Origin of the sequence: Cellulomonas sp. ATA003, from assembly GCF_031582905.1 — a bacterium.
GTDB lineage: Bacteria > Actinomycetota > Actinomycetes > Actinomycetales > Cellulomonadaceae > Pengzhenrongella.
This window is the reverse complement of sequence record NZ_CP133990.1, coordinates 3649430-3671037: the sequence shown is the minus strand read 5'-3', so window position 1 is coordinate 3671037 and position 21608 is coordinate 3649430. Positions and strand designations below refer to the sequence as shown.

The following is a 21608-nucleotide window of genomic DNA, read 5'->3' as shown; positions in this document are numbered from 1 at the left end:
GGGTCCTGGCCCTGCTGGCGCTCGACCTCGTCGGCGTCTTCGCCTTCGCGCTCTCCGGCGGGCTGGCCGCGGTGCGCAAGCGGTTCGACGTCGTCGGGGTGCTGGTCCTGGCGGCCGCAGCGGGCCTGGGCGGCGGGATCCTGCGGGACGTCCTCATCGGCGCGGTCCCCCCGGTGAACATCTCCGACTGGCGGCTGCTGGCCGCCGCGACCGCCGCCGGCCTCTTGACGTTCTTCTTCCACCCGCGGGTGTCACGGATCCAGCAGCTCGTCCTCGTGCTCGACGCCGTCGGGCTCGGGCTCTTCGCGGTCGCCGGCACCCTCAAGGCGCTCGAGCTGGGCACCACCCCGCACACCGCGGTGGTCGTCGGCGTGCTCACCGGGGTGGGTGGTGGGGCCATCCGCGACCTGCTCGCCGGGGAGCCGCCGCGGGTGCTCGCGCACCGGGAGCTCTACGCGATCCCGGCCGTCCTCGGCGCCAGCGTCGTGGCGGTGGCGTGGTGGGCGGGCGTCGCCCACCCCGCGATCACGTGGGGGAGCGTGGCGCTCGTCGTGACCCTGCGTCTGCTCGCGCTGTGGCGCAACTGGCAGGCTCCCGCACCCCGCCCGCCCCTCGGCTGACCCCCTCACGGTCGAGGCAGGTGCTCGTCCGTCCACGCCAGCATCTCGTCGAAGAAGCGCTGCCGGGCCACCGGCCCGGAGAGCGCGAGGTCGTGCACGCCGTCCGGGATCGGCACCACGGTGACGTCGTCGCCGAGGCCGGTCGCGCGGGCGACCATGTGCCGGACGTCGAGCACCGAGTCCGTCGTCGCCAGGTCGGGGTGCCAGCGGTCGTGCGGCCCGCTGCGCGTCGAGCAGCACAGGAGCACCGGGCAGTCGATGTCGAGCCCGCGCGCGACGCGGGCGTGCCCGCGGCGGATCGTCCGGATCCAGCCGGCGCGGACGCCGAAGCCCTCGTGCGGCTTCCACGTCAGGTCGTAGTCCCACGGACCACCGGAGTCCACGTGCAGGCTCTGCCCGTAGTGCACCCCGATGCGTCCCACCACGAGGTGCGGGGCGACGCCGCCGACGACGTCGAGCACGCGGGTCAGCACGACGCGCTGCCACCAGTCGCGGTTCAGGTCGAACCACGGGCTGTTGAGCACGACGGCGTCGACGACCCCGCGGCCGCGCCGCGCGTGGGCCCACAGCGACGCGAGCAGCCCCCGGTGGAGTGGCCGAGGACGACGAGCGTGTCGTGACCGTCGCGCTCGCGGATCACCCGGGCCGCGGCGTCGAGGTCCTCGACGTAGTCGCGCAGGTCGGTGACGTCGTTGGGCGTCTGCCACGGGCGCAGCGACCGGCCGTACTTGCGCAGGTCCAGGGCGTAGAACGCGTACCCGTGCGCGGCCCACACGTCGCCGAGGTGCCGCTGGAAGAAGTAGTCGACGTACCCGTGCACGTACAGGACGGCGCCCCGCCGGGGTGTGCCGGTCGGCTCGTCCGCCTCCCGGTGGACGAGCGTGGCGACGACGTCGCCCTCGCGGTCCGGGGTGAGCGTCAGGGTCCGGGCCGTCCACCCTGGTCCCAGCACGTCGGGCGCGCTGGCCTCGTCGACTGCCGTCATGGCTCGATCGTGCCAGGTGCAGGTGTCCACACGGTCCGGCAGGGCGCCGGACTACAGGTACCCGCCGACCTCGCGCGCCGCGGCAGGCTCCGGCGCCATGACGGCCGGAGCGCGCAGCAGGTACCGGACCGCACCGTCGGTCCCGCCGAGGACCAGCCATCGGGCGCCGGTCACGGGGCACTCCGCCGCGGTCCCGCCCTCCACCGAACGCGCGACGGCAGCACCGGAGCCCTCCGACACCGGGCGCAGGTGCTTCGTGAGGTACTCCCCGGCCAACGGCGCCCGGAACGCCTCGTGCGTCCAGCACAGGCACTCACCCACCGAGGCGGTCCACGTCCGGTGCTCCTCCTGACGTCGGCGCTCCGCCAGACGCACCCCGTTGCGGCGACGCAGGCGCAGCAGGAGGGCGAGCACGGCGATCGTCAGGACCACGGTCCCTCCCCAGACGGCGCCGTCGACGACCGGGTCGTCACCGAGCTCGACCTCGGCGGGCACGAAGGGGATCGCGACGACGAACGCGACGAGGAACCCGACGAGGGCGGAGAGGGGAAGCATCATGGCGAGCACGAGCCACCACGGTGCGCGGGCGAGAGCGGGAAGGCTGGCGGGTGCGTCGATGGGGACGCCGTCGATCTCGCGCAGCACCCTGTCGTCGGCCGGGCTCATGCTCCGGGCGGTCCGCAGGCGGTGTACCGGTGCCGCCATCGTGACCAGCACGCCGGTGAGTCCCACGATCGCGGGAACGTCGGTGGCGACCGCGATCGCGACGAGGCCGCCACCGGCCAGCACACCCGCCACCTGAGCACCGTGCTCGAGCAGCGGTGACCTGCGCACGGGATGGTCGCGATGGGCCGCAGCCAGGCGCTCGTTGCCCGGACGCATCCGGACGAGCGCGCGGGTCAGCAGAGCCGCGCCGGCGCGATCACCGCGCGCCACGAGCTGGTCGACCACGTCACGGACCAGCGCGATCCCGTCCGGGTCCGCGCCGTGCCACTCGAGAAGGGCTTGCGCTGCGCCGACGACGGCCTCTGCTGCGCGCGAGGCGTCCTGCGCGTCGCGCCGGGCGATCTGAGCCGTGAGTGCCCGGACGAAGACGTGGTCGGTCACGGGCGCGGTGTCGAACAGCAGGCGCCATGCCTGGTCGGCGACCTCCGTGCGTCCCGCCTGCTCGGCGGCCGCCCCCACGAGGTAGGCGTGCCGCTGAGCGGCGCTCCCGTTCATCTGCGCGCCGTGCCGCAGGAGGATGCCCAGCGCGCGCTCGTCGCCCTGCGCCGCCCAGCACGCCGCGGCGACGAGGTCGGTCCAGTCGCGGACCCGGCCCGCGAGGACGTCGTCCCGCGAGACCTGCGGCAGGACCGCGAGTGCGTCGGCGGGTCGGCCGCGCAGGAGGAGGTTCCGTGCTCGGTGGACGTCCAGGTCGTCGTCGGCGAGGGACTGCAGCAGCGCCCCGACCGCCGCCAGCTCGTCCTGCGTGTCCGCCCCGGCGGCCCATGCGCGCCGCAGCACCTCCACGTCGGCGGCTTCGACCTCGTTCACGGCGTCCTCGCTCTTCGCCCGGCCGCTCGTCGGCGTGCGCCACCGGTGCAGCAGTGCACATCGGCGCGCGCCGATCGACGGGCTGGTCGGACCGGCGGCCGGAAACGTACCGCGTGGCGGCCGGCGGGAGGGTGGATCCGCTCCGTGCTCCCCCATCGGCTCACCGCCGGCGCCGGGACGGACCGACCACGGTGGCGATAACATTGAGTGGAACAGACTCAAGTCTGCGGTGGTTGTGCTCGTCAGGACGCCGCGGACAGCGGCTCACGTGCAGGATCAGGAGGACCCATGGACACCAAGCTCACCACCAAGACCCAGGAGGCCCTGGGCGACGCCATCCAGAGCGCGACCGCTGCGGGCAACCCGCAGCTGGAGCCGGTGCACCTGCTGAACGCGCTGCTCGGGGCCGAGGGGGTGGCGACGTCGCTGCTCGACGCCGTCGGGGCCGACCGGACCGCGATCGGCCGTGCCGTGCGCACCGCGCTCGTCGCGCTGCCCTCGGCGAGCGGCTCCGCCGTCGCGCAGCCCGTGCCGTCCCGGGCGACGTCGGCCGCGCTCGACGCCGCCCGCACCGAGGCCCAGGCGCTCGGTGACGAGTACGTCTCGACCGAGCACCTGCTGCTCGGCCTCGCCGCCGGCACCGGCCCCGCCGCCGACGCGCTGCGCACCGCGGGCGCGACCCGCGACGCGCTGCACGCCGCCCTGCCGTCGGTCCGCGGCAGCGCCCGGGTCACGAGCCCCAACCCGGAGGGCACCTACAAGGCTCTGGAGCAGTACGGCGTCGACCTCACCCAGGCGGCCCGGGACGGCCGGCTCGACCCGGTGATCGGTCGCGACTCGGAGATCCGCCGCGTGGTGCAGGTGCTCTCCCGTCGCACGAAGAACAACCCGGTGCTCATCGGTGAGCCGGGCGTCGGCAAGACCGCCGTCGTCGAGGGCCTCGCCCAGCGGATGGTCGCCGGGGACGTGCCGGAGTCCCTGCGAGACAAGCGGCTCATCTCCCTCGACCTGAGCGCGATGGTCGCCGGAGCGAAGTACCGCGGTGAGTTCGAGGAGCGGCTCAAGGCCGTGCTGGAGGAGATCAAGTCCTCCGACGGCGAGGTCGTCACCTTCATCGACGAGCTGCACACCGTCGTGGGGGCGGGCGCGTCCGAAGGATCGATGGACGCCGGCAACATGCTCAAGCCCATGCTCGCCCGCGGCGAGCTGCGCCTCGTCGGCGCCACGACGCTCGACGAGTACCGCGAGCGCATCGAGAAGGACGCCGCGCTCGAGCGTCGCTTCCAGCAGGTCTACGTCGGCGAGCCGAGCGTCGAGGACACCGTGGCGATCCTGCGCGGCATCGCCCCGCGCTACGAGGCGCACCACAAGGTCACCATCTCCGACGCCGCGCTGGTCGCGGCAGCGAGCCTGTCCGACCGGTTCATCCCGGGTCGTCAGCTCCCCGACAAGGCGATCGACCTCGTCGACGAGGCCGCGTCGCGGCTGCGGATGGAGCTCGACTCCTCCCCGGTCGAGATCGACGAGCTGCAGCGCGCGGTCACCCGGCTGCAGATGGAGGAGGCCTACCTCGCCGAGGCCGACGACGAGGCCTCCCGTGAGCGGCTCGAGCGGCTCCGCGCCGACCTGGCCGACCGCCGGGAGGAGCTCGGGGCGCTCACCGCCCGCTGGGAGGCCGAGAAGGCCGGGCACAACCGTGTCGGCGACCTGCGGGCGCGGCTCGAGGAGCTGCAGATGGCGGCGGAGCGGGCGATCCGCGACGGCCGCTACGACGACGCCGGCCGACTGCAGTACGGCGAGATCCCCGAGGTCCAGCGCGAGCTCGACGCCGCCGAGGCGGAGGAGCAGCGCGGGTCCATGGCGGACGCCGTCGGGCCCACGCCCGAGCCGATGATCGCCGAGAAGGTCGGCCCGGACGAGATCGCCGAGGTCGTCTCCTCCTGGACCGGCATCCCCGCCGGACGCCTGCTCGAGGGGAGAGCGCGAAGCTGCTGCGCATGGAGGACGTGCTCGGGTCCCGCCTCATCGGCCAGACCCCGGCGGTGCGCGCGGTCTCCGACGCGGTCCGGCGGTCCCGCGCGGGCGTGTCCGACCCCGACCGGCCGACCGGGTCGTTCCTGTTCCTCGGGCCCACGGGCGTCGGCAAGACCGAGCTCGCCAAGGCGCTCGCGGACTTCCTGTTCGACGACGAGCGCGCCATGGTCCGCATCGACATGTCGGAGTACTCCGAGAAGCACGCGGTCGCTCGGCTCGTCGGGGCGCCCCCGGGGTACGTGGGGTACGAGGAGGGTGGCCAGCTCACCGAGGCCGTCCGGCGCCGGCCGTACTCGGTGGTCCTGCTCGACGAGGTGGAGAAGGCGCACCCGGAGGTCTTCGACATCCTGCTCCAGGTGCTCGACGACGGCCGCCTCACCGACGGCCAGGGCCGGACGGTCGACTTCCGCAACGTCATCCTCGTGCTGACGTCGAACCTCGGGTCGCAGTTCCTCGTCGACCCCCTGCTCGACGCCGAGGCCAAGCGCGAGGCGGTCATGAGCGCCGTCCGCGGTGCGTTCAAGCCGGAGTTCCTCAACCGGCTCGACGACGTCGTGCTCTTCGACGCGCTGTCCCTCGCGGAGATCGGGCAGATCGTCGAGCTGCAGGTCGGCCGCCTGAACGACCGGCTCGCGGACCGTCGCCTGCGGGTCGAGGTCACGCCCGCCGCGGCCGACTGGCTCGCGCTCGAGGGCTACGACCCGGCGTACGGCGCGCGACCGCTGCGTCGGGTGGTGCAGCGCGAGATCGGCGACGGGCTCGCGCGGATGCTGCTCGCCGGTGAGGTGCACGACGGCCAGACCGTCGTCGTCGACCGGCCCGACGACGACTCCCGCGGCCTGGTCCTCACCGCCCGGGAGGCGCCGGTGCCCGCCGCTCGGTGACGTGAGCTCGGACGGCTCAGCCGAGGTCGGCCGAGCCGTCGAGCATCGAGCCGGTGAAGCCGCCCGGGACGTGCGCGAGGCACAGGCCGGTGCGGTCGCCGTCCTCCCAGGACGACTGCGTCGGCGCCCAGGTGGACACCTCGGCCCCGGCGTCGACCTCGGGGCGGCTGAGTCGGCACCCACCGGCGACCAGCCGGTGCGCGCCGTCCTGCCCGGGCCAGACGGCGTCGTCGGCGAAGCGGTACTCGGAGATGACCTGCGCGGCGTGCGGCTGGTCGCACGGCACGACCTCGACGGGCCCGACGTCGCCGTCGGCGGGCAGCTCGCTCAGGCAGTGCCCGGTCGCGACCTGGGCGACGTGGGCGGACTGCGGCCCGTCGACCTCCGGGAGCGGGCGGGTCGCGAGGTGACTCACCACGAGGGAGGTCACCACGACGACCTGCGCGACGGTCCACACCGCGCCGATCACCACCCCGGCGACGGCCAGCCCGCGCCCGGTCGTGCGGCCGCGGCGGGCCCGGACGATCGCCGCGATCCCGAGCCCGATCCCGACCACGCCGAGCCCGACCACCGCGGTCACGAACGCGGCGACGGCGAATCCGTCCAACCGTCGACGCGGCTCGTCCCAGCCGGGTGCGTAGAAGGGTTCCGGCGGTGCCCAGCTCATGCGAGGTCCAGCACGACCGGCACGTGGTCGGACGGCGCCTTGCCCTTGCGCTCGTCGCGCTCGATCGTCACCGCCGTGGTGCGCGCGGCGACGGCGGGGGAGACGTAGGCGAAGTCGATGCGCATGCCCTCGTTCCGCGGGAACCGCAGCCGCTGGTAGTCCCAGTAGGTGTAGAGGCGGTCCTCGGGCACGTGCACGCGGGTGATCTCGGTGTACCCGGCCCCCTCGAACGCCGCGAACGCCGCCCGCTCCGGCGGGGTGATGTGGGTCTGGTCGGCGAACACCGCGAGGTCCCACACGTCGGTGTCCCGCGGCGCGACGTTCCAGTCCCCGACCAGGGCGACCGGAGCGGCCGGGTCGCCGGTGACCGGGTCGAGCCAGCCCCGGGCCTGCTCACGCAACCCGTCGAGCCACGCGAGCTTGTACTCGTAGTGCGGGTTCCCGACGGTGCGCCCGTGCGGCACGTACAGGCTCCACACCCGCACCCCGCCGCACGTCGCGCCCATCGCACGCGCCTCGAGTGCGGGCTCCTCACCCCACCGGGGCTGACCGGGGAAGCCGCGCTCGACGTCGTCCAGCCCGACCCGCGACACGATCGCGACGCCGTTCCACTGGTTCACCCCCAGGTCGCCACCTCGTAGCCCGCGGCCTCGAACGGCTCGCGCGGGAACTGCTCGTCCTTGCACTTGGTCTCCTGCAGCGCGAGCACGTCCGTCCCCGTCCGCTCGAGGAAGGCGACGGCACGGTCCACCCGGGACCGGACGGAGTTGATGTTCCAGGTGGCCAGGCGCACGGGCGCCAGGTTAGCCGCCGCCCGTAGGGTGAGCCGCATGGGTACCGCACTGATCACCGGGGCGACCGCGGGCCTCGGGCTCGAGTTCGCCTGGCAGCTCGCCACCGCGCGTCACGACCTCGTGCTGGTCGCCCGGGACACCGAGCGCCTGGAGCGGCTGGCCGGCCAGCTGCACGCCGCCGCCGGGGTGCAGGTCGAGGTCCTCGGCGCCGACCTGTCCGACCGCGACGACGTCAAGCGCGTCGCCGCGCGGTTGGCGGCGACCGAGCGCCCGGTCGGTCTGCTGGTGAACAACGCCGGGTTCGCCGTCCGGCAGCGGTTCGTCGGGGGCGACCTCGCGCGCGAGGAGGCCGCGTTCGACGTCATGGTGCGCGCCGTGATGGTGCTGTCCCACGCCGCCGCCGCGCAGATGACCACGCGCGGGCGTGGCGCGATCCTCAACGTCGCGTCGGTGGCCGCGCTCATGGCGTCCGGCACGTACTCCGCCCACAAGGCGTGGGTGCGGTCCTTCACCGAGGGCCTCGCGGTCGAGCTGGACGGCACCGGGGTCACCGCGACCGTGCTGTGCCCCGGCTTCGTGCACACCGAGTTCCACGAGCGCGCCGCGCTGGACATGACCGCGCTGCCCGAGATCGCCTGGCTGCACGCCGACGACGTCGTCGCGGCCGCCCTGGCCGACGTGCGCCGCGGCGCCGTCATCTCCACCCCGAGCGTGCGCTACCGCGTCGCGTCCGGCGTCCTCCGTACGCTGCCGCGCTCGGTCGTGCGCGCGCTCGGCTCGCACCGTGCGGCGGCTCGTGCCCGCTAGCCTCGCCCGGTGACTCCCGCCGACACCCCCGTCATGTCCCCGACGCCCCGCGAGCAGCTGCGCGACCTCATCACCGAGCTCGCCGTCGTGCGCGGTCGCGTGACGCTGTCCTCCGGCGCCGAGGCCGACTACTACGTCGACCTGCGCCGCGTGACCCTGCACCACCGGGCCGCGCCGCTGGTCGGCCACGTCCTGCTGGACCGGCTCGAGGAGCTCGGCTTCGGGACCGCCGACGTCGACGCCGTCGGTGGGCTGACGCTCGGCGCCGACCCGGTCGCGACCGCGCTGCTGCACGCGGCGGCGTCCCGCGGGCAGGACCTGGACGCGTTCGTCGTCCGCAAGGAGGCCAAGGCGCACGGCATGCAGCGCCGGGTCGAGGGCCCGGACATCGCCGGACGCCGCGTCGTCGTCCTCGAGGACACCAGCACCACCGGCTCCTCGCCGATCGCCGCGGTCGAGGCCGCTCGGGAGGCCGGCGCCGAGGTGGTGGCCGTCGCGGTGATCGTCGACCGGGCGACCGGCGCCCAGGAGCGCATCGAGGCACTCGGTGTGCCGTACCACGCGCTCTTCGGCCTGGCGGACCTGGGTCTCTAACCGAGGTGCTCGCCGGCGGCAGCATGAGCGACCCCGTCCGGCGCGGGGACACCGTCCGGCGCACGGCCGGGCCGTGGACCCCACGGTGCACCGGCTCCTGGAGCACCTGCTCGCCGACGGGGTCGACGTCGTCCCGCGGCCGCTCGGCCTCGACGAGGACGGTCGCGAGGTGCTGACCTACCTGCCGGGTGACGTCCCGCAGTACCCGATGCCGCCGTGGGTGTGGGACGACGCCGTCCTGGTCGACGTCGCGCGGTGCCTGGCCCGGCTGCACGCGTCGACCGCGTCGTTCGCGCTCACGCCGGGCGACGCCCGCTGGCGGCTGCCGACGCACGAGCCCGTCGAGGTGATCTGCCACAACGACCTCGCGCCGTACAACGTGGTCTTCCGCGCCGGTGCGGTGGTCGGCGTCCTGGACTGGGACACCGCCTCACCGGGTCCGCGTGTGTGGGACGTCGCGTACCTCGCCTACCGGTGGGTGCCCTCGCCGACCCCGCCCACGACGACGCGCTGCCGGGCAGCCCCGCCGAGCGACGGCGCCGCCTCGTGCTGCTGCTCGACGCGTACGGGCACCCGCTGGTCCCCGCGGCGGTCGTCCGCACGGTGGTGGAGCGGCTCACCGAGCTTGCGGACCTCACCGCGCAGCGGGCCGACCTGCCCGGGCACGAGCACCTGCGGGCGCACGCCGCCCTCTACCGGCGCGACGCCGCCTGGGTCGAGGCCCACGCCGAGGAGCTCAGCTAGCCGCCGTCGCGCACGCGGTCGACGAGGTCGGCGATCGAGTCGACGACGTGGGCCGGACGGAACGGGAAGTGCTCGACCTGTGACGCCCGGGTGGACCCGGTGAGCACGAGGTAGGTCTCCAGGCCGGCCTCGATGCCCGCGACGATGTCGGTGTCCATCCGGTCGCCGACCATCGCGGTGTGCTCGGAGTGCGCGTCGATCCGGTTGAGCGCGGACCGGAACATCATCGGGTTCGGCTTGCCGACGAAGTACGGCTCGCGCCCCGTCGCCCGGGTGATGAGCGCGGCGACCGCGCCGGTCGCGGGGAGGTCGCCCTCCTTGCTGGGGCCGGTCGCGTCCGGGTTGGTCGCGATGAACCGCGCGCCGCCCTGGATGAGCCGGATCGCCTTGGTGATCGCCTCGAACGAGTACGTGCGGGTCTCGCCCAGCACGACGTAGTCGGGGTCGGAGTCGGTCAGGGTGTAGCCGGTCTCGTACAGCGCCGTCGTCAGGCCGGCCTCGCCGATGACGTACGCGCTGCCGCCCGGCACCTGGTCGGAGAGGAACTGCGCGGTGGCCAGGGCGGAGGTCCAGATGGCCTCCTCAGGCACCTCCAGACCGCTCGCCGCCAGGCGCGCCCGCAGGTCGCGCGGGGTGAAGATCGAGTTGTTGGTGAGGATGAGGAACGGCCGCGCGTGGTCGCGCAGCGCGGTGATGAAGTCCGCGGCCCCCGGGATCGCCGACCCCTCGTGGACCAGGACGCCGTCCATGTCGGACAGCCAGCACTGGATCGGTCGCTGGGTGCCCGGGCCGTCGATCACAGCGTGTCCTCCTGCTCGGTGTCGGTGCGAGGACGCGCCCCGGAAGCCGGGGCGGCGTTCCGGGTGCGGAAGTACCGGCGCAGGCGGGTGATGACCCACCACGCGGCCGCGACGCCGACCACACCGATCACCACGAGCTGGAAGACCCCGGCGTAGTCCTCGACCCGGTGCCACTGCTCGCCGAGGTAGTAGCCCGCCAGCACGAAGATCGTGTTCCAGATGAGGCTCCCCGCCAGGGTGAGGGCGGTGAACGTGACCGGCGGCATGCGCTCGACCCCGCGGGGATCGAGATCAGGCTGCGGAAGATCGGGATCATCCGGCCGAAGAAGACGGCCTTGCGCCCGTGCCGGTCGAACCAGGCCTCGGTGCGGTCCAGGTCGTCGAGATTGGTGAGCGGCAGGCGCCCCACACGGTGCGCAGGCGGTCACGCCCGAGCGCGTGGCCGAGGCCGTAGAGCGCGAGCGCCCCGACCACCGAGCCGAGCGTCGTCCAGAACAGCGCACCGGCGAGCGTGAACCCACCTTGGCTGGCGGTGAAGCCGGCCAACGGCAGGATCACCTCGCTGGGCAACGGGGGAAGAGGTTCTCCAGTGCGATCGCGAGACCGGCTCCGGGGCCACCGAGGGTCTCCATGAGGTCGACGGCCCAGCCGGCGACGCCTGTCAGTTCCTCTCCGGTGTCCACGCGACCATCCTCGCATCCCGGCCGCGGGCGGTGGCTTCCCGGGTCTGTCGCGGGCCTGTCGCGGGTCTAGGGTCGCGGGACCCGACGGCTCCAGGAGGACGAACGGTGCACCACGAACGACCGTCGCCCGACGCCGGTGAGCCGCCGGTCGAGGCCGAGGCCGAGGTCGAGGTCGAGGTCGGCGTCGGCCCCTGGCCCGGTGGGCCGGCGGCGTGGCCGGACGACCCGCGGCTGGACCCCGAGCTGCTCGCCGCGGGGGACCGGCGCAACGTCGTCGACCGCTACCGGTACTGGACGGTCGAGGCGGTCGTCGCCGACCTCGACACGAGGCGGCACCCGTTCCACGTGGCGGTGGAGAACTGGTCGCACGACCTCAACATCGGGTCCGTGGTCCGGACCGCCAACGCGTTCGCCGCGGCCGAGGTGCACATCGTGGGCCGGCGGCGGTGGAACCGGCGCGGGGCGATGGTCACCGACCGCTACCAGCACCTGCGCCACCACGGGGACGTCTCGGCGTTGCTCGCCTGGGCCAGGGGCGAGGGGCTGCCGGTGCTCGGCGTCGACAACCTGCCCGGCTCCGTGCCGCTCGAGGGTTACCCGCTGCCGCGGGCCTGCGTGCTGCTGTTCGGTCAGGAGAGCGTCGGGCTGTCCGACGCCGCCCGGGACGCGGTGAGCGACGTCCTGCACATCGCGCAGTTCGGGTCGACCCGGTCGATCAACGCGGGGGCGGCGGCCGCGATCGCGATGCACGCGTGGGTCGTCCGGCACGCCGTCGACCCCGGCACGGGCTGACCCGCCCGGTCCGGTCACGTCCGGGACGGACGTCCCGGACGTGACCGGGGGCATCCGTGCCAGACTTCCGACGAAGACCTAACCCACTCACGTGCAGGAGATCAGTCGATGGCCATCGCCACACCCGAGGTCTACAACGAGATGATCGACCGGGCCAGGGCCGGCAAGTTCGCCTACCCCGCCGTCAACATCACGTCGTCCCAGACCATCACCGCCGCGCTGCAGGGCTTCGCCGAGGCCGAGTCCGACGGCATCCTCCAGGTGTCCGTCGGCGGCGCCGAGTACGCGTCCGGCTCGACGGTCAAGGACCGCGTCTCCGGCTCGCTCGCGCTCGCCGCCTACGCCACCGAGGTCGCCAAGGGCTACGGCATCACCGTCGCCCTGCACACCGACCACTGCACCAAGAAGAACCTCGACAGCTGGGTCCGCCCGCTGCTGGCGCACGAGGCCGACCAGGTCAAGAACGGTCAGAACCCGCTGTTCCAGTCGCACATGTTCGACGGCTCGGACATCCCGCTGGACGAGAACCTCGTCATCGCCGAGGAGCTCCTCGAGCTCTCGCAGGCGGCGCGGACCATCCTCGAGATCGAGGTGGGCGTCGTCGGCGGCGAGGAGGACGGCCACGAGGCCGCGATCAACGACAAGCTGTACACGACGGCCGAGGACGGCCTGGCGACGGTCCGTGCGCTCGGTTCCGGCGAGAAGGGGCGCTACCTCACGGCCCTGACGTTCGGCAACGTGCACGGCGTCTACAAGCCGGGGGCCGTGAAGCTGCGCCCCGCGATCCTCGCCGAGATCCAGAAGGCGGTCGGTGACTCGATCGGCAAGGAGAACCCGTTCGACCTCGTGTTCCACGGCGGCTCCGGCTCGACCGAGGCCGAGATCTCCGAGGCGGTCGACAACGGCGTCATCAAGATGAACATCGACACGGACACCCAGTACGCGTTCACGCGCCCGGTCGTGGGCCACATGTTCACCAACTACGACGGCGTCCTCAAGATCGACGGCGAGGTCGGCAACAAGAAGGCCTACGACCCCCGCGCCTGGGGCAAGCTCGCCGAGGCCGGCATGGCCCAGCGCATCGCCGAGGCGTGCCGCCAGCTGCGGTCCGCCGGCAACCGGATGGGCTGATCCACCACGAAGGCCCCGCAGCGCGTGCTGCGGGGCCTTCGTCGTGCTCGTGCCGGTCGCGTCGGGTGCCGGTCGCGTCGGCTCAGGTGGTCTGTGCGCCGTCCGGCGCCGTGTCGAAGCCCGGGTCCTCGTCGACGACGTCGAGCAGCTCGCCGATGCGCGTGACCTCGAGCAGGAACCGCACCGTCGGGGGACCCGGATCAGCCGCACGCGGTGCGGGCTGCGGGTCGACAGGCGCGCGAGGAACGCGACGCCCGAGGAGTCCATGAAGGTCACGTGGTGCGCGTCGACCTCGATCGGCAGACCCGCCTCCTCGGCCTCGGTCGTGGCCTCCTGCAGGTCCGATCCGAGGTCGGCGTCGACCTCTCCGGACAGCACGATCCGCGTCCGCTCAGCGCCCACGATGACGTGGACGGAGCCGGGCTCCGCAGCTGCCGCGGCGTGCACTCCACCGAGGGAGGCCGCCGTCTCCGTGCCCGCGGGACCGTCGTCCGTCGGGCTGTTACCGTCTCGCACAATGCTCCTCTGGGGGCCGACCACGTGTCCCTCGGCAGCTCGCGCTGGAGGCTCGTCCTGGAACGCTAGACGATCCGAGGCGATCGTGGTCAATTCTGCGACCCGCGACCTGCCGCCGGCGTCGCGCGCGGACCTCCTCGACCGTGCGCTCAGCTCGCCTGGCACCGGTGCGTGTCGTCGATCCGGAACAGGTCCAGCGCGCCGCACACCTCGAGCACGAACAGGTCCCGCGCGTCCGGGTTGCGCAGGACCGTCGCGCCGCCGCGGCGGCGCAGGGAGTCGGCGAGCGAGATGAGGAACGCCGCACCGGTGGAGTCCATGAACGTCACCCGGCACATGTCGATGACGAGCAGTTGACGGCGCAGGCCGGTCACGCGGGCGGTCACCTCCGGGAACTGGTCCCGCTCCACGAGGTCGAGGTCACCGGCGATGACGAGGGTCGTCGTCGACGGGGACGTGGCGATCTCGATCACGGCGTGGCTCCGAGCATCCGGGTCACCGGTGCTGGTGCGCACCGGACGCGCTCCGTCACCGCGGGGGCGGCGGCCGGGAGCGGCCCCGACTGTAGCCACGGCCCGGCGGGGCCGCCCGGCGAGTCACAATGGCGGCATGAGCCACGACCACCCGAACCTGCTGGGCGTCCCCCGACCCTCCTGCCCGCCGACGGCGCCGACGCGCGCGCACGCACCGCGCTGTCCGACGACGGCGACCTGCGCGACGCCGCCCGGCTCGCCCCGGCGTCGTCGTACGTGTGGGCGCTGCTCGCCGAGCGCGCGCTCACCGGTCACGGCAAGCACCCGGCCGACCCGGTCGCGGCGTACGCGTTCGCCCGGACCGGCTACCACCGGGGCCTGGACGCCCTGCGCCGCGCGGGCTGGCGGGGGCAGGGCCCCATCCCGGTCACGCACGAGCCGAACCAGGGCTTCCTGCGCGCTCTCCTCGCGCTCGCGGACGCCGCCGAGGCCATCGGGGAGACCGACGAGGCCGAGCGCTGCCGGACCTTCCTCGCGGACTCCGGCGCGAGCGCCGACGCGGTGCGCGCGCTGCGTTAGGTCAAGCGCAGCCCATCGCCGCCCCAGCGGCGCACCTCAGGTAGCCTTTCGGCGGTACCGGGCAGCTGCCGCCCGGGGCCGCGGGGGCGCCGTCGGCCTAGGCCGCCCGCCGTCCAGGCAGCTCGAGGAGTGATGACATGCCAGCCGTCGTGGTGGTCGGCGCCCAGTGGGGCGACGAGGGCAAGGGCAAGGCGACCGACCAGCTCGGGTCGCGGGTCGACTACGTCGTGAAGTACAACGGCGGCAACAACGCCGGGCACACCGTCGTCGTCGGCGGCGAGAAGTACGCCCTGCACCTGCTGCCGTCGGGGATCCTCTCGCCCGGCGTCGTCCCGGTGATCGGCAACGGCGTCGTCGTCGACCTCGCGGTGCTGTTCACCGAGCTCGACGCGCTGATCGCGCGCGGCGTGGACGTCAGCCGGCTCCTGGTCTCGGGCAACGCCCACGTCATCGCGCCGTACAACCGGACGCTGGACAAGGTCTCCGAGCGATTCCTGGGCAAGCGCAAGATCGGCACGACGGGGCGTGGCATCGGCCCGACGTACGCGGACAAGATCAACCGCGTCGGCGTGCGCGTGCAGGACCTCTTCGACGAGCACATCCTGCGCCAGAAGATCGAGGGCGCCCTCGACCAGAAGAACCACCTGCTGGTGAAGGTCTACAACCGGCGTGCCATCACCGTCGACGAGACGGTCGACGAGCTGCTGGAGTTCGCCGAGCGGGTCCGGCCGATGGTCGCGGACACCTCCCTCGTGCTCAACGACGCGCTCGACGCCGGCAGGACGGTCCTGTTCGAGGGCGGCCAGGCCACGATGCTCGACGTCGACCACGGCACCTACCCCTTCGTGACGTCGTCGAACGCGACCGCGGGCGGCGTGTGCACGGGCTCGGGCATCGGGCCGACCCGGATCGACCGCGTGGTCGGCGTCATCAAGGCGTACACCACGCGCGTCGGCGAGGGCCCGTTCCCGACCGAGCTGCTCGACGACATGGGCGAGCACCTGCGCGCGACCGGCGGCGAGTACGGCGTCACGACCGGGCGCCCCCGGCGCTGCGGGTGGTACGACGCGGTCATCGCGCGGTACTCCGGTCGCATCAACGGCCTCACCGACCTCGTGCTCACCAAGCTCGACGTGCTCACCGGCCTGGAGAAGGTCCCGGTGTGCGTCGCCTATGACGTGGGCGGCGTCCGGCACGACGAGATGCCGCAGGACCAGAGCGACTTCCACCACGCGACCCCGGTGCTCGAGGAGCTCGACGGGTGGTCGGAGGACATCTCGGCCTGCCGCTCGTTCGACGACCTGCCCAAGAACGCGCAGCGCTACGTGCTCGCGCTCGAGGAGATGTCCGGCACCCGGATCTCCGCGGTCGGCGTCGGCCCGGACCGCGAGGCCACGATCGTCCGGCACGACCTGCTGGCCTAGTGCCCGCACGGCTCCCCGGCGGCCGGGTGCTCACCGCGGGCGACGTCCGCCTGCGCCCCCTCGTGCCCGACGACGCCGCGGCGCTGTTCGCGGCGCTCGACGACCCCCGGGTGTGGGCCGGCGGGTACGGCGGCGGCCCGGGCGGACGGCCGCTCACCCCGGCGGACATGGCGGCGTTCGTCGACCGGCTGCTCGGCCACCGCGACCACGCGGCGTTCGCGGTGGAGCTCGACGGCGAGGTCGTCGGCACGAGCAGCCTGGGCGACGCACGCCCGGCCCAGGGGCGGGTGCACCTGGGCTGGACCGCCTACGCGCCCGCCGTGTGGGGCACCGGGGTCAACCCGGCCGTCAAGCTCGCGCTGCTCACGCACGCGTTCGACGACTGCGGCTACCACCGGGTCAAGATCCAGACCGACGTCCGCAACGAGCGGTCGCAGGCGGCGATCGCCCGGCTCGGGGCGACCCGTGAGGGCGTGCTCCGCGGGCACCAGCCGCGCGCCGACGGCACCTGGCGGGACACCGTCGTGTTCGCGATCCTCGCCGACGAGTGGCCGGGCGTCCGCGCCGGCCTCGAGGAGCGGCTCAGACGAGGGTGAGCACCCCGAGCACGCCGACCGCGACGGCGAGCGCGAGGGACACCGCGATGAGCACCGCGTGGACGGTGCGGAAGCGGGTCGGCCGCCCGGACGCGTCGCGAGAGCGCGGGTCCCGCGCGATGCGCTGCCAGAACCGGGGCCAGATGAGCAGGTTCCACAGGGCGGTGAGGACGAGGACGACGGACCAGGCGACGGGGAGCTCCACGCGCCCAGTATCGGCGGTGACCGCCGGACGGCCACGATCGACGATGGCCGTCGCTCTGCCCGTGGTGGCCCTCGCGCCGAGCCCGGTGCTCGGACCCGCCGTGCGACGACCGATCGCCGGGCCGATCGCCGCGCCGATCCCGCGCCCCGGACGGCGCGCACTACGCTCACGACCCGTGAGGATCCTCGTCATCGGAACCGGTGCCCGTGAGCACGCCCTCGTCCGCGCGCTGGCCACCGGATCGGACGGCCCGCACGAGCTGCACGCCGCACCGGGGAACCCGGGCATCGCCGCCCTCGCGATGCTGCACCCCGTCGAGGCGACCGACGGCGCCGCCGTCGCCGCGCTCGCCCGCGACCTCGCCGCCGACCTCGTCGTCGTCGGGCCGGAGGCGCCGCTGGTGGCCGGGGTGGCGGACGCTGTCCGCGAGGCCGGCATCGCGGCGTTCGGCCCCGGTCGCGAGGCCGCTGCGCTCGAGGGCTCGAAGGCCTTCGCCAAGGACGTGATGGCCGCCGCCGCGGTCCCCACCGCGATGGCGCACGTGTGCACCACGGTCGACGAGGTCGAGTCCGCGCTCGACGCGTTCGGTGCCCCGTACGTCGTGAAGGACGACGGGCTGGCCGCCGGCAAGGGCGTCGTCGTCACGTCCGACCGCGCGGAGGCGCTCGCCCACGCCCGCGCCTGCCTGACCAACACGGTCGTCATCGAGGAGTACCTCGACGGGCCGGAGGTGTCGCTGTTCTGCGTTACCGACGGCGCGACCGTCGTGCCGCTCGTCCCGGCGCAGGACTCGAAGCGGGCCTACGACGGCGACGAAGGCCCCAACACCGGTGGGATGGGCGCCTACTCGCCCCTGCCGTGGGCACCGCCCGGCCTCGTCGACGAGGTCGTCACCCGGATCGCGCAGCCGACCGTCGACGAGATGGCCCGGCGCGGCACCCCGTTCGCCGGCGTCCTGTACGTCGGCCTCGCCCTCACCTCCCGCGGCACCCGCGTCGTCGAGTTCAACGCCCGGTTCGGTGACCCCGAGACCCAGGTCGTGCTGGCCCGGCTCGCGACGCCGCTCGCCACGGTCCTGCACGCGGCCGCGACCATGCGGCTGGCCGACGTGCCGCCGCTGCGCTGGCGCGACGAGGCGGCGGTGACGGTCGTCGTGGCGGCGCACGGCTACCCCGGCGACGTCCGGTCGGGGGACCCGATCACCGGGATCGCGGAGGCGGAGGCCACCGGCGTCCACGTGCTGCACGCCGGCACGCGCGTGACCGACGACGGCGCGCTGGTGGCCGCGGGCGGGCGCGTGCTGTCCGTGGTCGGAACCGGTGCGGACCTCGCCGCCGCCCGTGCCTCGGCGTATGCCGGGGTCGAGCGGATCGCGCTGCCGGGCTCGCACCACCGGGGCGACATCGCGCTCGCGGCGTCCCGCGGTGACGTCACCGCGTCGTCCTGGCCCGCCGCCGGGGAGGTCGCACCGTGACCGGTGAGCTGCCCGGCTGGCGCCACGTGTACGCGGGCAAGGTCCGCGACCTGTACCTGCCGGTCGGAGAGCATCCGGACGGCGACGTCGTCCTGGTGGTCGCGAGTGACCGGATCAGCGCCTACGACCACGTGCTGCCCACGCCGGTCCCCGGCAAGGGCGTCGTGCTCACGCAGCTCAGCCTGTGGTGGTTCGAGCAGCTCGCCGACCTCGTCCCGCACCACGTGGTGACCGCCGCGGCCGGTCCGCACGGCGTCCCGGAGTCCGTCCTCGGGCGCGCGATGGTGTGCCGACGGCTCGAGATGTTCCCGGTCGAGTGCGTCGCCCGCGGCTACCTGACCGGCTCCGGGCTGGCCGAGTACCGCACGTCCGGTCAGGTCTGCGGGGTGCCGCTCCCGTCCGGGCTCGTCGACGGCTCACGACTGCCCGAGCCGATCTTCACGCCCGCGACCAAGGCCGCCGTCGGTGAGCACGACGAGAACGTGTCGTTCGACGTCGTCGCCGACCGCATCGGGACGGCGTCCGCGACCCGGCTGCGTGACCTCACCCTTGCGATCTACGCGCGCGCCGAGGCGATCGCGCGGGACCGCGGCGTCATCCTCGCCGACACGAAGCTCGAGTTCGGCCTGCTGGGCGACACCGTCGTGCTGGGCGACGAGGTGCTCACCCCGGACTCGTCCCGCTTCTGGGCCGCCGACACCTGGCAGCCCGGTCGGGCGCAGCCGAGCTTCGACAAGCAGTACGTCCGGGACTGGCTCACTTCGCCGGCGGCCGGCTGGGACCGCACCTCACCACCGCCCCGCTGCCCGACGACGTCGTCGCCCGCACCGGCGCCCGCTACGCCGAGGCGTACGAACGGCTGACCGGTCGCACCATCTCACCGTGATCGACACCCCTGCGTACCGCCTCGACGACGACGCCACCCTGCGTGACCTCATCCGCGCCCACGGCTGGGCCACGCTCGTCAGCCACCCGCCGTCCGGCCTGGTCGCCTCGCATGTCCCGGTCCTGCTCGAGGACGCGACGGAGCTGACCGTCGTCGGTCACCTCGGGCGTCCGGATGACGTCCTGCACGCGCTCGGCTCGGGCGAGGTGCTGGTCGTCGTCGCCGGTGAGCACGGGTACGTCTCACCGGGCTGGTACGGGTACACCCCCGCGCTCCCGACCTGGAACTACGTGGTCGCGCACCTCTACGGAGTCCCCGAGGTCCTCGATGCCGACGAGACCCTCCGCGTGCTGTCCGACACCGTCGACCGGTACGAGCGCGTCATGCCCGAGCCGGTCCGCCTCCCGCCGATCGCCGACCACGCCCGCCGCGTCGCCCGCGGCGCCGTGGGCTTCCGGCTGCGGGTCACCCGCGTCCAGGCCAAGGCCAAGCTCAGCCAGGACAAGCCGCCCGAGGTCGTCGCCCGCGTGGTGGCGGCGCTCGAGACCGATCCCACCTACGCCAACCCCGCGCTCGCCGCCCGGATGCGCGTCGCGCACGGTTGTGAGTCGGACGAGGTGGTGAGCGTCGCGCACGGTCGTGAGGCGGACGACGCTGTGAGCGCCGCCCACGAGCGCGACCGCCCGTGAGCATGACCCCGTCCGGCGGTCCGGCCCCGTCCCCTCGCTCGCTCCCACCAGCCGACCGCGACCGGTTCGTCGCGCGCGACCTCTTGCTCACCGACGCCCGGTTGCTCCCCGACGACCGTCCCCTCACCGACGACCGTCCGCTCACCGACGACCGTCCGCTCGGTGGTGCCCGTGCCGGAGCGGTCGACATCCTGCTCCGTGGCGGCCGGATCGCGGCGATCGGCCCGGACCTCGCGTCGCACGACCACGCCGCCGCTCGAGCCGAGCGGGTCGCGCTCGACGGGCGGACCGTCCTGCGCGGTCTGCACGACGCGCACGTCCACATGGCGCAGTGGGCGCTGACCCGGCGACGGCTTGACCTGTCGGCGACCCGCTCGGTCGAGGACGCGGTCGCCCTCGTGGTGCAGCGCCTCGCCGCCGAGCCGCTCGGCGACGGCCCGGGCCGTAGCCCCGTCCTGGTCGGCATGGGGTTCCGGGACGGCTTGTGGCCCGTGCCGCCCACCGCCGCCCTCCTCGACGCCGGCCTGCGCACCGCCGGGCACACCGACGCGCCCGTCTTCCTCCTCTCCGGTGACCTGCACAGCGCCTGGCTCAGCACCCCGGCCCTCCAGCGGCTCGGCCGCGCCGGCCACCCGACCGGGTTGCTGCGCGAGGACGAGTGGATGCCGCTCATGAACGACCTCCAGCGCGTCCCGCCCGAGCGGCTGGACGCCTTCGTCGACGACGCCGCCCGTGCCGCCGCCTCGCGCGGCGTCACCGCGGTCGTGGACCTCGAGATCGACGACAACCTGGGCGCGTGGCGCCGCCGCGTCGCCGGCGGGACCGACGTGCTCAGGGTGGCGGCGGGTGTCTGGGCCGACCACCTCGACGGTGCGATCGCGGCTGGTCTCGCGACCGGCGACGTCGTGCCCGGAACCGGGGGTCTGCTCACCCTCGGACCGCTCAAGGTCATCGTCGACGGCTCCTTGAACACCCGTACCGCCTTCTGCCACGACCCGTACCCCGGGCGGGAGGGCGAGGCCGACGCCTTCGGCCGGCTCGTGGTCAGCGGCACGGACCTCGTCCGGCTCATGGCCAGGGCCCACCGCCACGGGATCGCCTCGGCGATCCACGCGATCGGCGACCAGGCCGCCGGGCTCGTGCTCGACGCCTTCGTCGCGACCGGCGCCCGCGGATCGGTCGAGCACGCGCAGCTCCTGCGGGACGGCGACGCGGAGCGGTTCGCCGCGCTCGGTGTCGTCGCGAGCGTGCAGCCCGAGCACGCCATGGACGACCGCGACGTCGCCGAGCGGTACTGGCCCGGGCGCACCGATCGCGCCTTCGCGTTCGGGACCCTGCTGCGGGCCGGTGCCACGCTCACGCTCGGCTCCGACGCCCCGGTCGCGCCGCTCGACCCGTGGGCCACCGTCGCCGCCGCGGTGCACCGGGCACGCGACGGACGCGAGCCATGGCACCCCGAGCAACGGATCGACGTGCGGGCCGCCCTCGACGCCTCGACCGGTGGCCGTGCGTCGCCGGCTGCGGGTGACCGCGCCGACCTCGTCGTGGTCGACGTCGACCCGACTGCCGCCGACGCCGCGACGCTGCGCGCGATGCCGGTCAGCGGCACTCTTCTCGACGGGCGGTGGACGTGGTGCACGCTGGACCGATGACCACCTCCGGGCCCTCGAGCGATCCCAATCCATCGACGACCGC

18 protein-coding genes and 7 pseudogenes are annotated in these 21608 nt (G+C 74.0%); 15 read left to right on the top strand and 10 right to left on the bottom strand.

Features of this window, described 5'->3' with window-relative positions; all coding sequences use genetic code 11:
* Positions 1–5: 5 nt before the first annotated feature.
* Entirely contained in the window at positions 6–620 is a 615-nt protein-coding gene (locus REH70_RS18175; protein WP_310754403.1) for a TRIC cation channel family protein, read from the top strand.
* Between the two features lie 5 nt (positions 621–625).
* Here REH70_RS18175 and REH70_RS18170 read toward each other — a convergent pair whose 3' ends face one another.
* The 3 genes from REH70_RS18170 to REH70_RS18160 are packed head-to-tail and all read right to left on the bottom strand — an operon-like array spanning position 626 to position 3141.
* A complete protein-coding gene (locus tag REH70_RS18170; RefSeq protein WP_310749498.1) occupies positions 626–1144 on the bottom strand; it encodes a hypothetical protein in 519 nt (172 codons plus the stop codon).
* Positions 1117–1605: an alpha/beta hydrolase gene (locus REH70_RS18165; protein WP_310749496.1), complete on the bottom strand. Its 489-nt coding sequence runs from the start codon at positions 1603–1605 to the stop codon at positions 1117–1119. Before REH70_RS18165 ends, REH70_RS18170 begins: the two co-directional genes overlap by 28 nt.
* Before the next feature lie 51 nt (positions 1606–1656).
* A complete protein-coding gene (locus REH70_RS18160; protein WP_310749494.1) occupies positions 1657–3141 on the bottom strand; it encodes a hypothetical protein in 1485 nt (494 codons plus the stop codon).
* 288 nt (positions 3142–3429) lie between these two features.
* On the opposite strand from REH70_RS18160, the pseudogene clpB reads away from it, so the two are divergent.
* Positions 3430–6059 (top strand): annotated as a pseudogene (gene clpB, locus REH70_RS18155) (ATP-dependent chaperone ClpB).
* Positions 6060–6075: 16 nt separating this feature from the next.
* On the opposite strand, the gene REH70_RS18150 reads toward clpB, so the two are convergent.
* Together REH70_RS18150 and REH70_RS18145 are read right to left on the bottom strand one after the other, a co-directional pair.
* A complete protein-coding gene (locus REH70_RS18150) occupies positions 6076–6726 on the bottom strand; it encodes a DUF4190 domain-containing protein (RefSeq protein ID WP_310749492.1) in 651 nt (216 codons plus the stop codon).
* Positions 6723–7519 (bottom strand): annotated as a pseudogene (locus REH70_RS18145) (exodeoxyribonuclease III). Before REH70_RS18145 ends, REH70_RS18150 begins: the two are co-directional and overlap by 4 nt.
* 37 nt (positions 7520–7556) lie before the next feature.
* Between REH70_RS18145 and REH70_RS18140 the strand changes: the two are divergent.
* From REH70_RS18140 to REH70_RS18125, 4 genes and pseudogenes are all read left to right on the top strand, one after another.
* On the top strand, positions 7557–8327 hold the full coding sequence (locus REH70_RS18140; RefSeq protein ID WP_310749490.1) for an SDR family NAD(P)-dependent oxidoreductase: 771 nt from the start codon (positions 7557–7559) through the stop codon (positions 8325–8327).
* Between the two features lie 33 nt (positions 8328–8360).
* On the top strand, positions 8361–8921 hold the full coding sequence (pyrE, locus tag REH70_RS18135; protein ID WP_310754402.1) for an orotate phosphoribosyltransferase: 561 nt from the start codon (positions 8361–8363) through the stop codon (positions 8919–8921).
* Positions 8922–9129: 208 nt separating this feature from the next.
* A pseudogene (locus REH70_RS18130) lies at positions 9130–9348 on the top strand (phosphotransferase); the annotation flags it as partial.
* Positions 9349–9395: 47 nt separating this feature from the next.
* On the top strand, positions 9396–9665 hold the full coding sequence (locus REH70_RS18125) for a hypothetical protein (protein ID WP_310754483.1): 270 nt from the start codon (positions 9396–9398) through the stop codon (positions 9663–9665).
* On the opposite strand, the gene REH70_RS18120 is transcribed toward REH70_RS18125, so the two are convergent.
* Together REH70_RS18120 and REH70_RS18115 are read right to left on the bottom strand one after the other, a co-directional pair.
* On the bottom strand, positions 9662–10414 hold the full coding sequence (locus REH70_RS18120) for an HAD-IIA family hydrolase (protein WP_310754400.1): 753 nt from the start codon (positions 10412–10414) through the stop codon (positions 9662–9664). The genes REH70_RS18125 and REH70_RS18120 overlap by 4 nt on opposite strands.
* 47 nt (positions 10415–10461) lie before the next feature.
* Positions 10462–11097, bottom strand: a pseudogene (locus tag REH70_RS18115) (DedA family protein).
* Between the two features lie 156 nt (positions 11098–11253).
* On the opposite strand from REH70_RS18115, the gene REH70_RS18110 reads away from it, so the two are divergent.
* Both REH70_RS18110 and fbaA read left to right on the top strand, forming a co-directional pair.
* On the top strand, positions 11254–11940 hold the full coding sequence (locus tag REH70_RS18110) for a TrmH family RNA methyltransferase (RefSeq protein WP_310749488.1): 687 nt from the start codon (positions 11254–11256) through the stop codon (positions 11938–11940).
* Positions 11941–12048: 108 nt separating this feature from the next.
* A complete protein-coding gene (gene fbaA / locus REH70_RS18105; protein ID WP_310749487.1) occupies positions 12049–13071 on the top strand; it encodes a class II fructose-bisphosphate aldolase in 1023 nt (340 codons plus the stop codon).
* Positions 13072–13317: 246 nt separating this feature from the next.
* On the opposite strand, the pseudogene REH70_RS18100 reads toward fbaA, so the two are convergent.
* Positions 13318–13449: pseudogene (locus REH70_RS18100) on the bottom strand (STAS domain-containing protein); the annotation flags it as partial.
* A gap of 287 nt (positions 13450–13736) precedes the next feature.
* Entirely contained in the window at positions 13737–14060 is a 324-nt protein-coding gene (locus REH70_RS18095; RefSeq protein WP_310749485.1) for an STAS domain-containing protein, read from the bottom strand.
* 162 nt (positions 14061–14222) lie between these two features.
* Between REH70_RS18095 and REH70_RS18090 the strand changes: the two are divergent.
* From REH70_RS18090 to REH70_RS18080, 3 genes and pseudogenes are all read left to right on the top strand, one after another.
* A pseudogene (locus tag REH70_RS18090) lies at positions 14223–14639 on the top strand (DUF3151 domain-containing protein); the annotation flags it as partial.
* A 137-nt stretch (positions 14640–14776) separates the two neighbouring features.
* The gene (locus tag REH70_RS18085) at positions 14777–16063 is read left to right on the top strand and encodes an adenylosuccinate synthase (RefSeq protein WP_310749483.1); all 1287 of its coding nucleotides are present in this window, start codon (positions 14777–14779) and stop codon (positions 16061–16063) included.
* The gene (locus REH70_RS18080) at positions 16063–16659 is read left to right on the top strand and encodes a GNAT family protein (RefSeq protein ID WP_310749480.1); all 597 of its coding nucleotides are present in this window, start codon (positions 16063–16065) and stop codon (positions 16657–16659) included. Before REH70_RS18085 ends, REH70_RS18080 begins: the two co-directional genes overlap by 1 nt.
* Here the strand turns inward: REH70_RS18080 and REH70_RS18075 are convergent.
* Positions 16646–16864: an SCO4848 family membrane protein gene (locus REH70_RS18075; RefSeq protein WP_310749478.1), complete on the bottom strand. Its 219-nt coding sequence runs from the start codon at positions 16862–16864 to the stop codon at positions 16646–16648. The genes REH70_RS18080 and REH70_RS18075 overlap by 14 nt on opposite strands.
* A gap of 175 nt (positions 16865–17039) precedes the next feature.
* On the opposite strand from REH70_RS18075, the gene purD reads away from it, so the two are divergent.
* The 4 genes and pseudogenes from purD to REH70_RS18055 all read left to right on the top strand — a co-directional run bounded on the left by purD (position 17040) and on the right by REH70_RS18055 (position 21565).
* Positions 17040–18338, top strand: a complete 1299-nt coding sequence (gene purD, locus REH70_RS18070) for a phosphoribosylamine--glycine ligase (protein ID WP_310749476.1) — start codon at positions 17040–17042, stop codon at positions 18336–18338.
* Positions 18308–19224: pseudogene (locus tag REH70_RS18065) on the top strand (phosphoribosylaminoimidazolesuccinocarboxamide synthase). Before purD ends, REH70_RS18065 begins: the two are co-directional and overlap by 31 nt.
* The gene (locus REH70_RS18060; protein WP_310749474.1) at positions 19221–19913 is read left to right on the top strand and encodes an FMN-binding negative transcriptional regulator; all 693 of its coding nucleotides are present in this window, start codon (positions 19221–19223) and stop codon (positions 19911–19913) included. The pseudogene REH70_RS18065 and the gene REH70_RS18060 overlap by 4 nt, the downstream one beginning before the upstream one ends.
* 2 nt (positions 19914–19915) lie before the next feature.
* Entirely contained in the window at positions 19916–21565 is a 1650-nt protein-coding gene (locus REH70_RS18055) for an amidohydrolase family protein (protein ID WP_310754399.1), read from the top strand.
* The last annotated feature ends 43 nt before the right edge of the window (positions 21566–21608 follow it).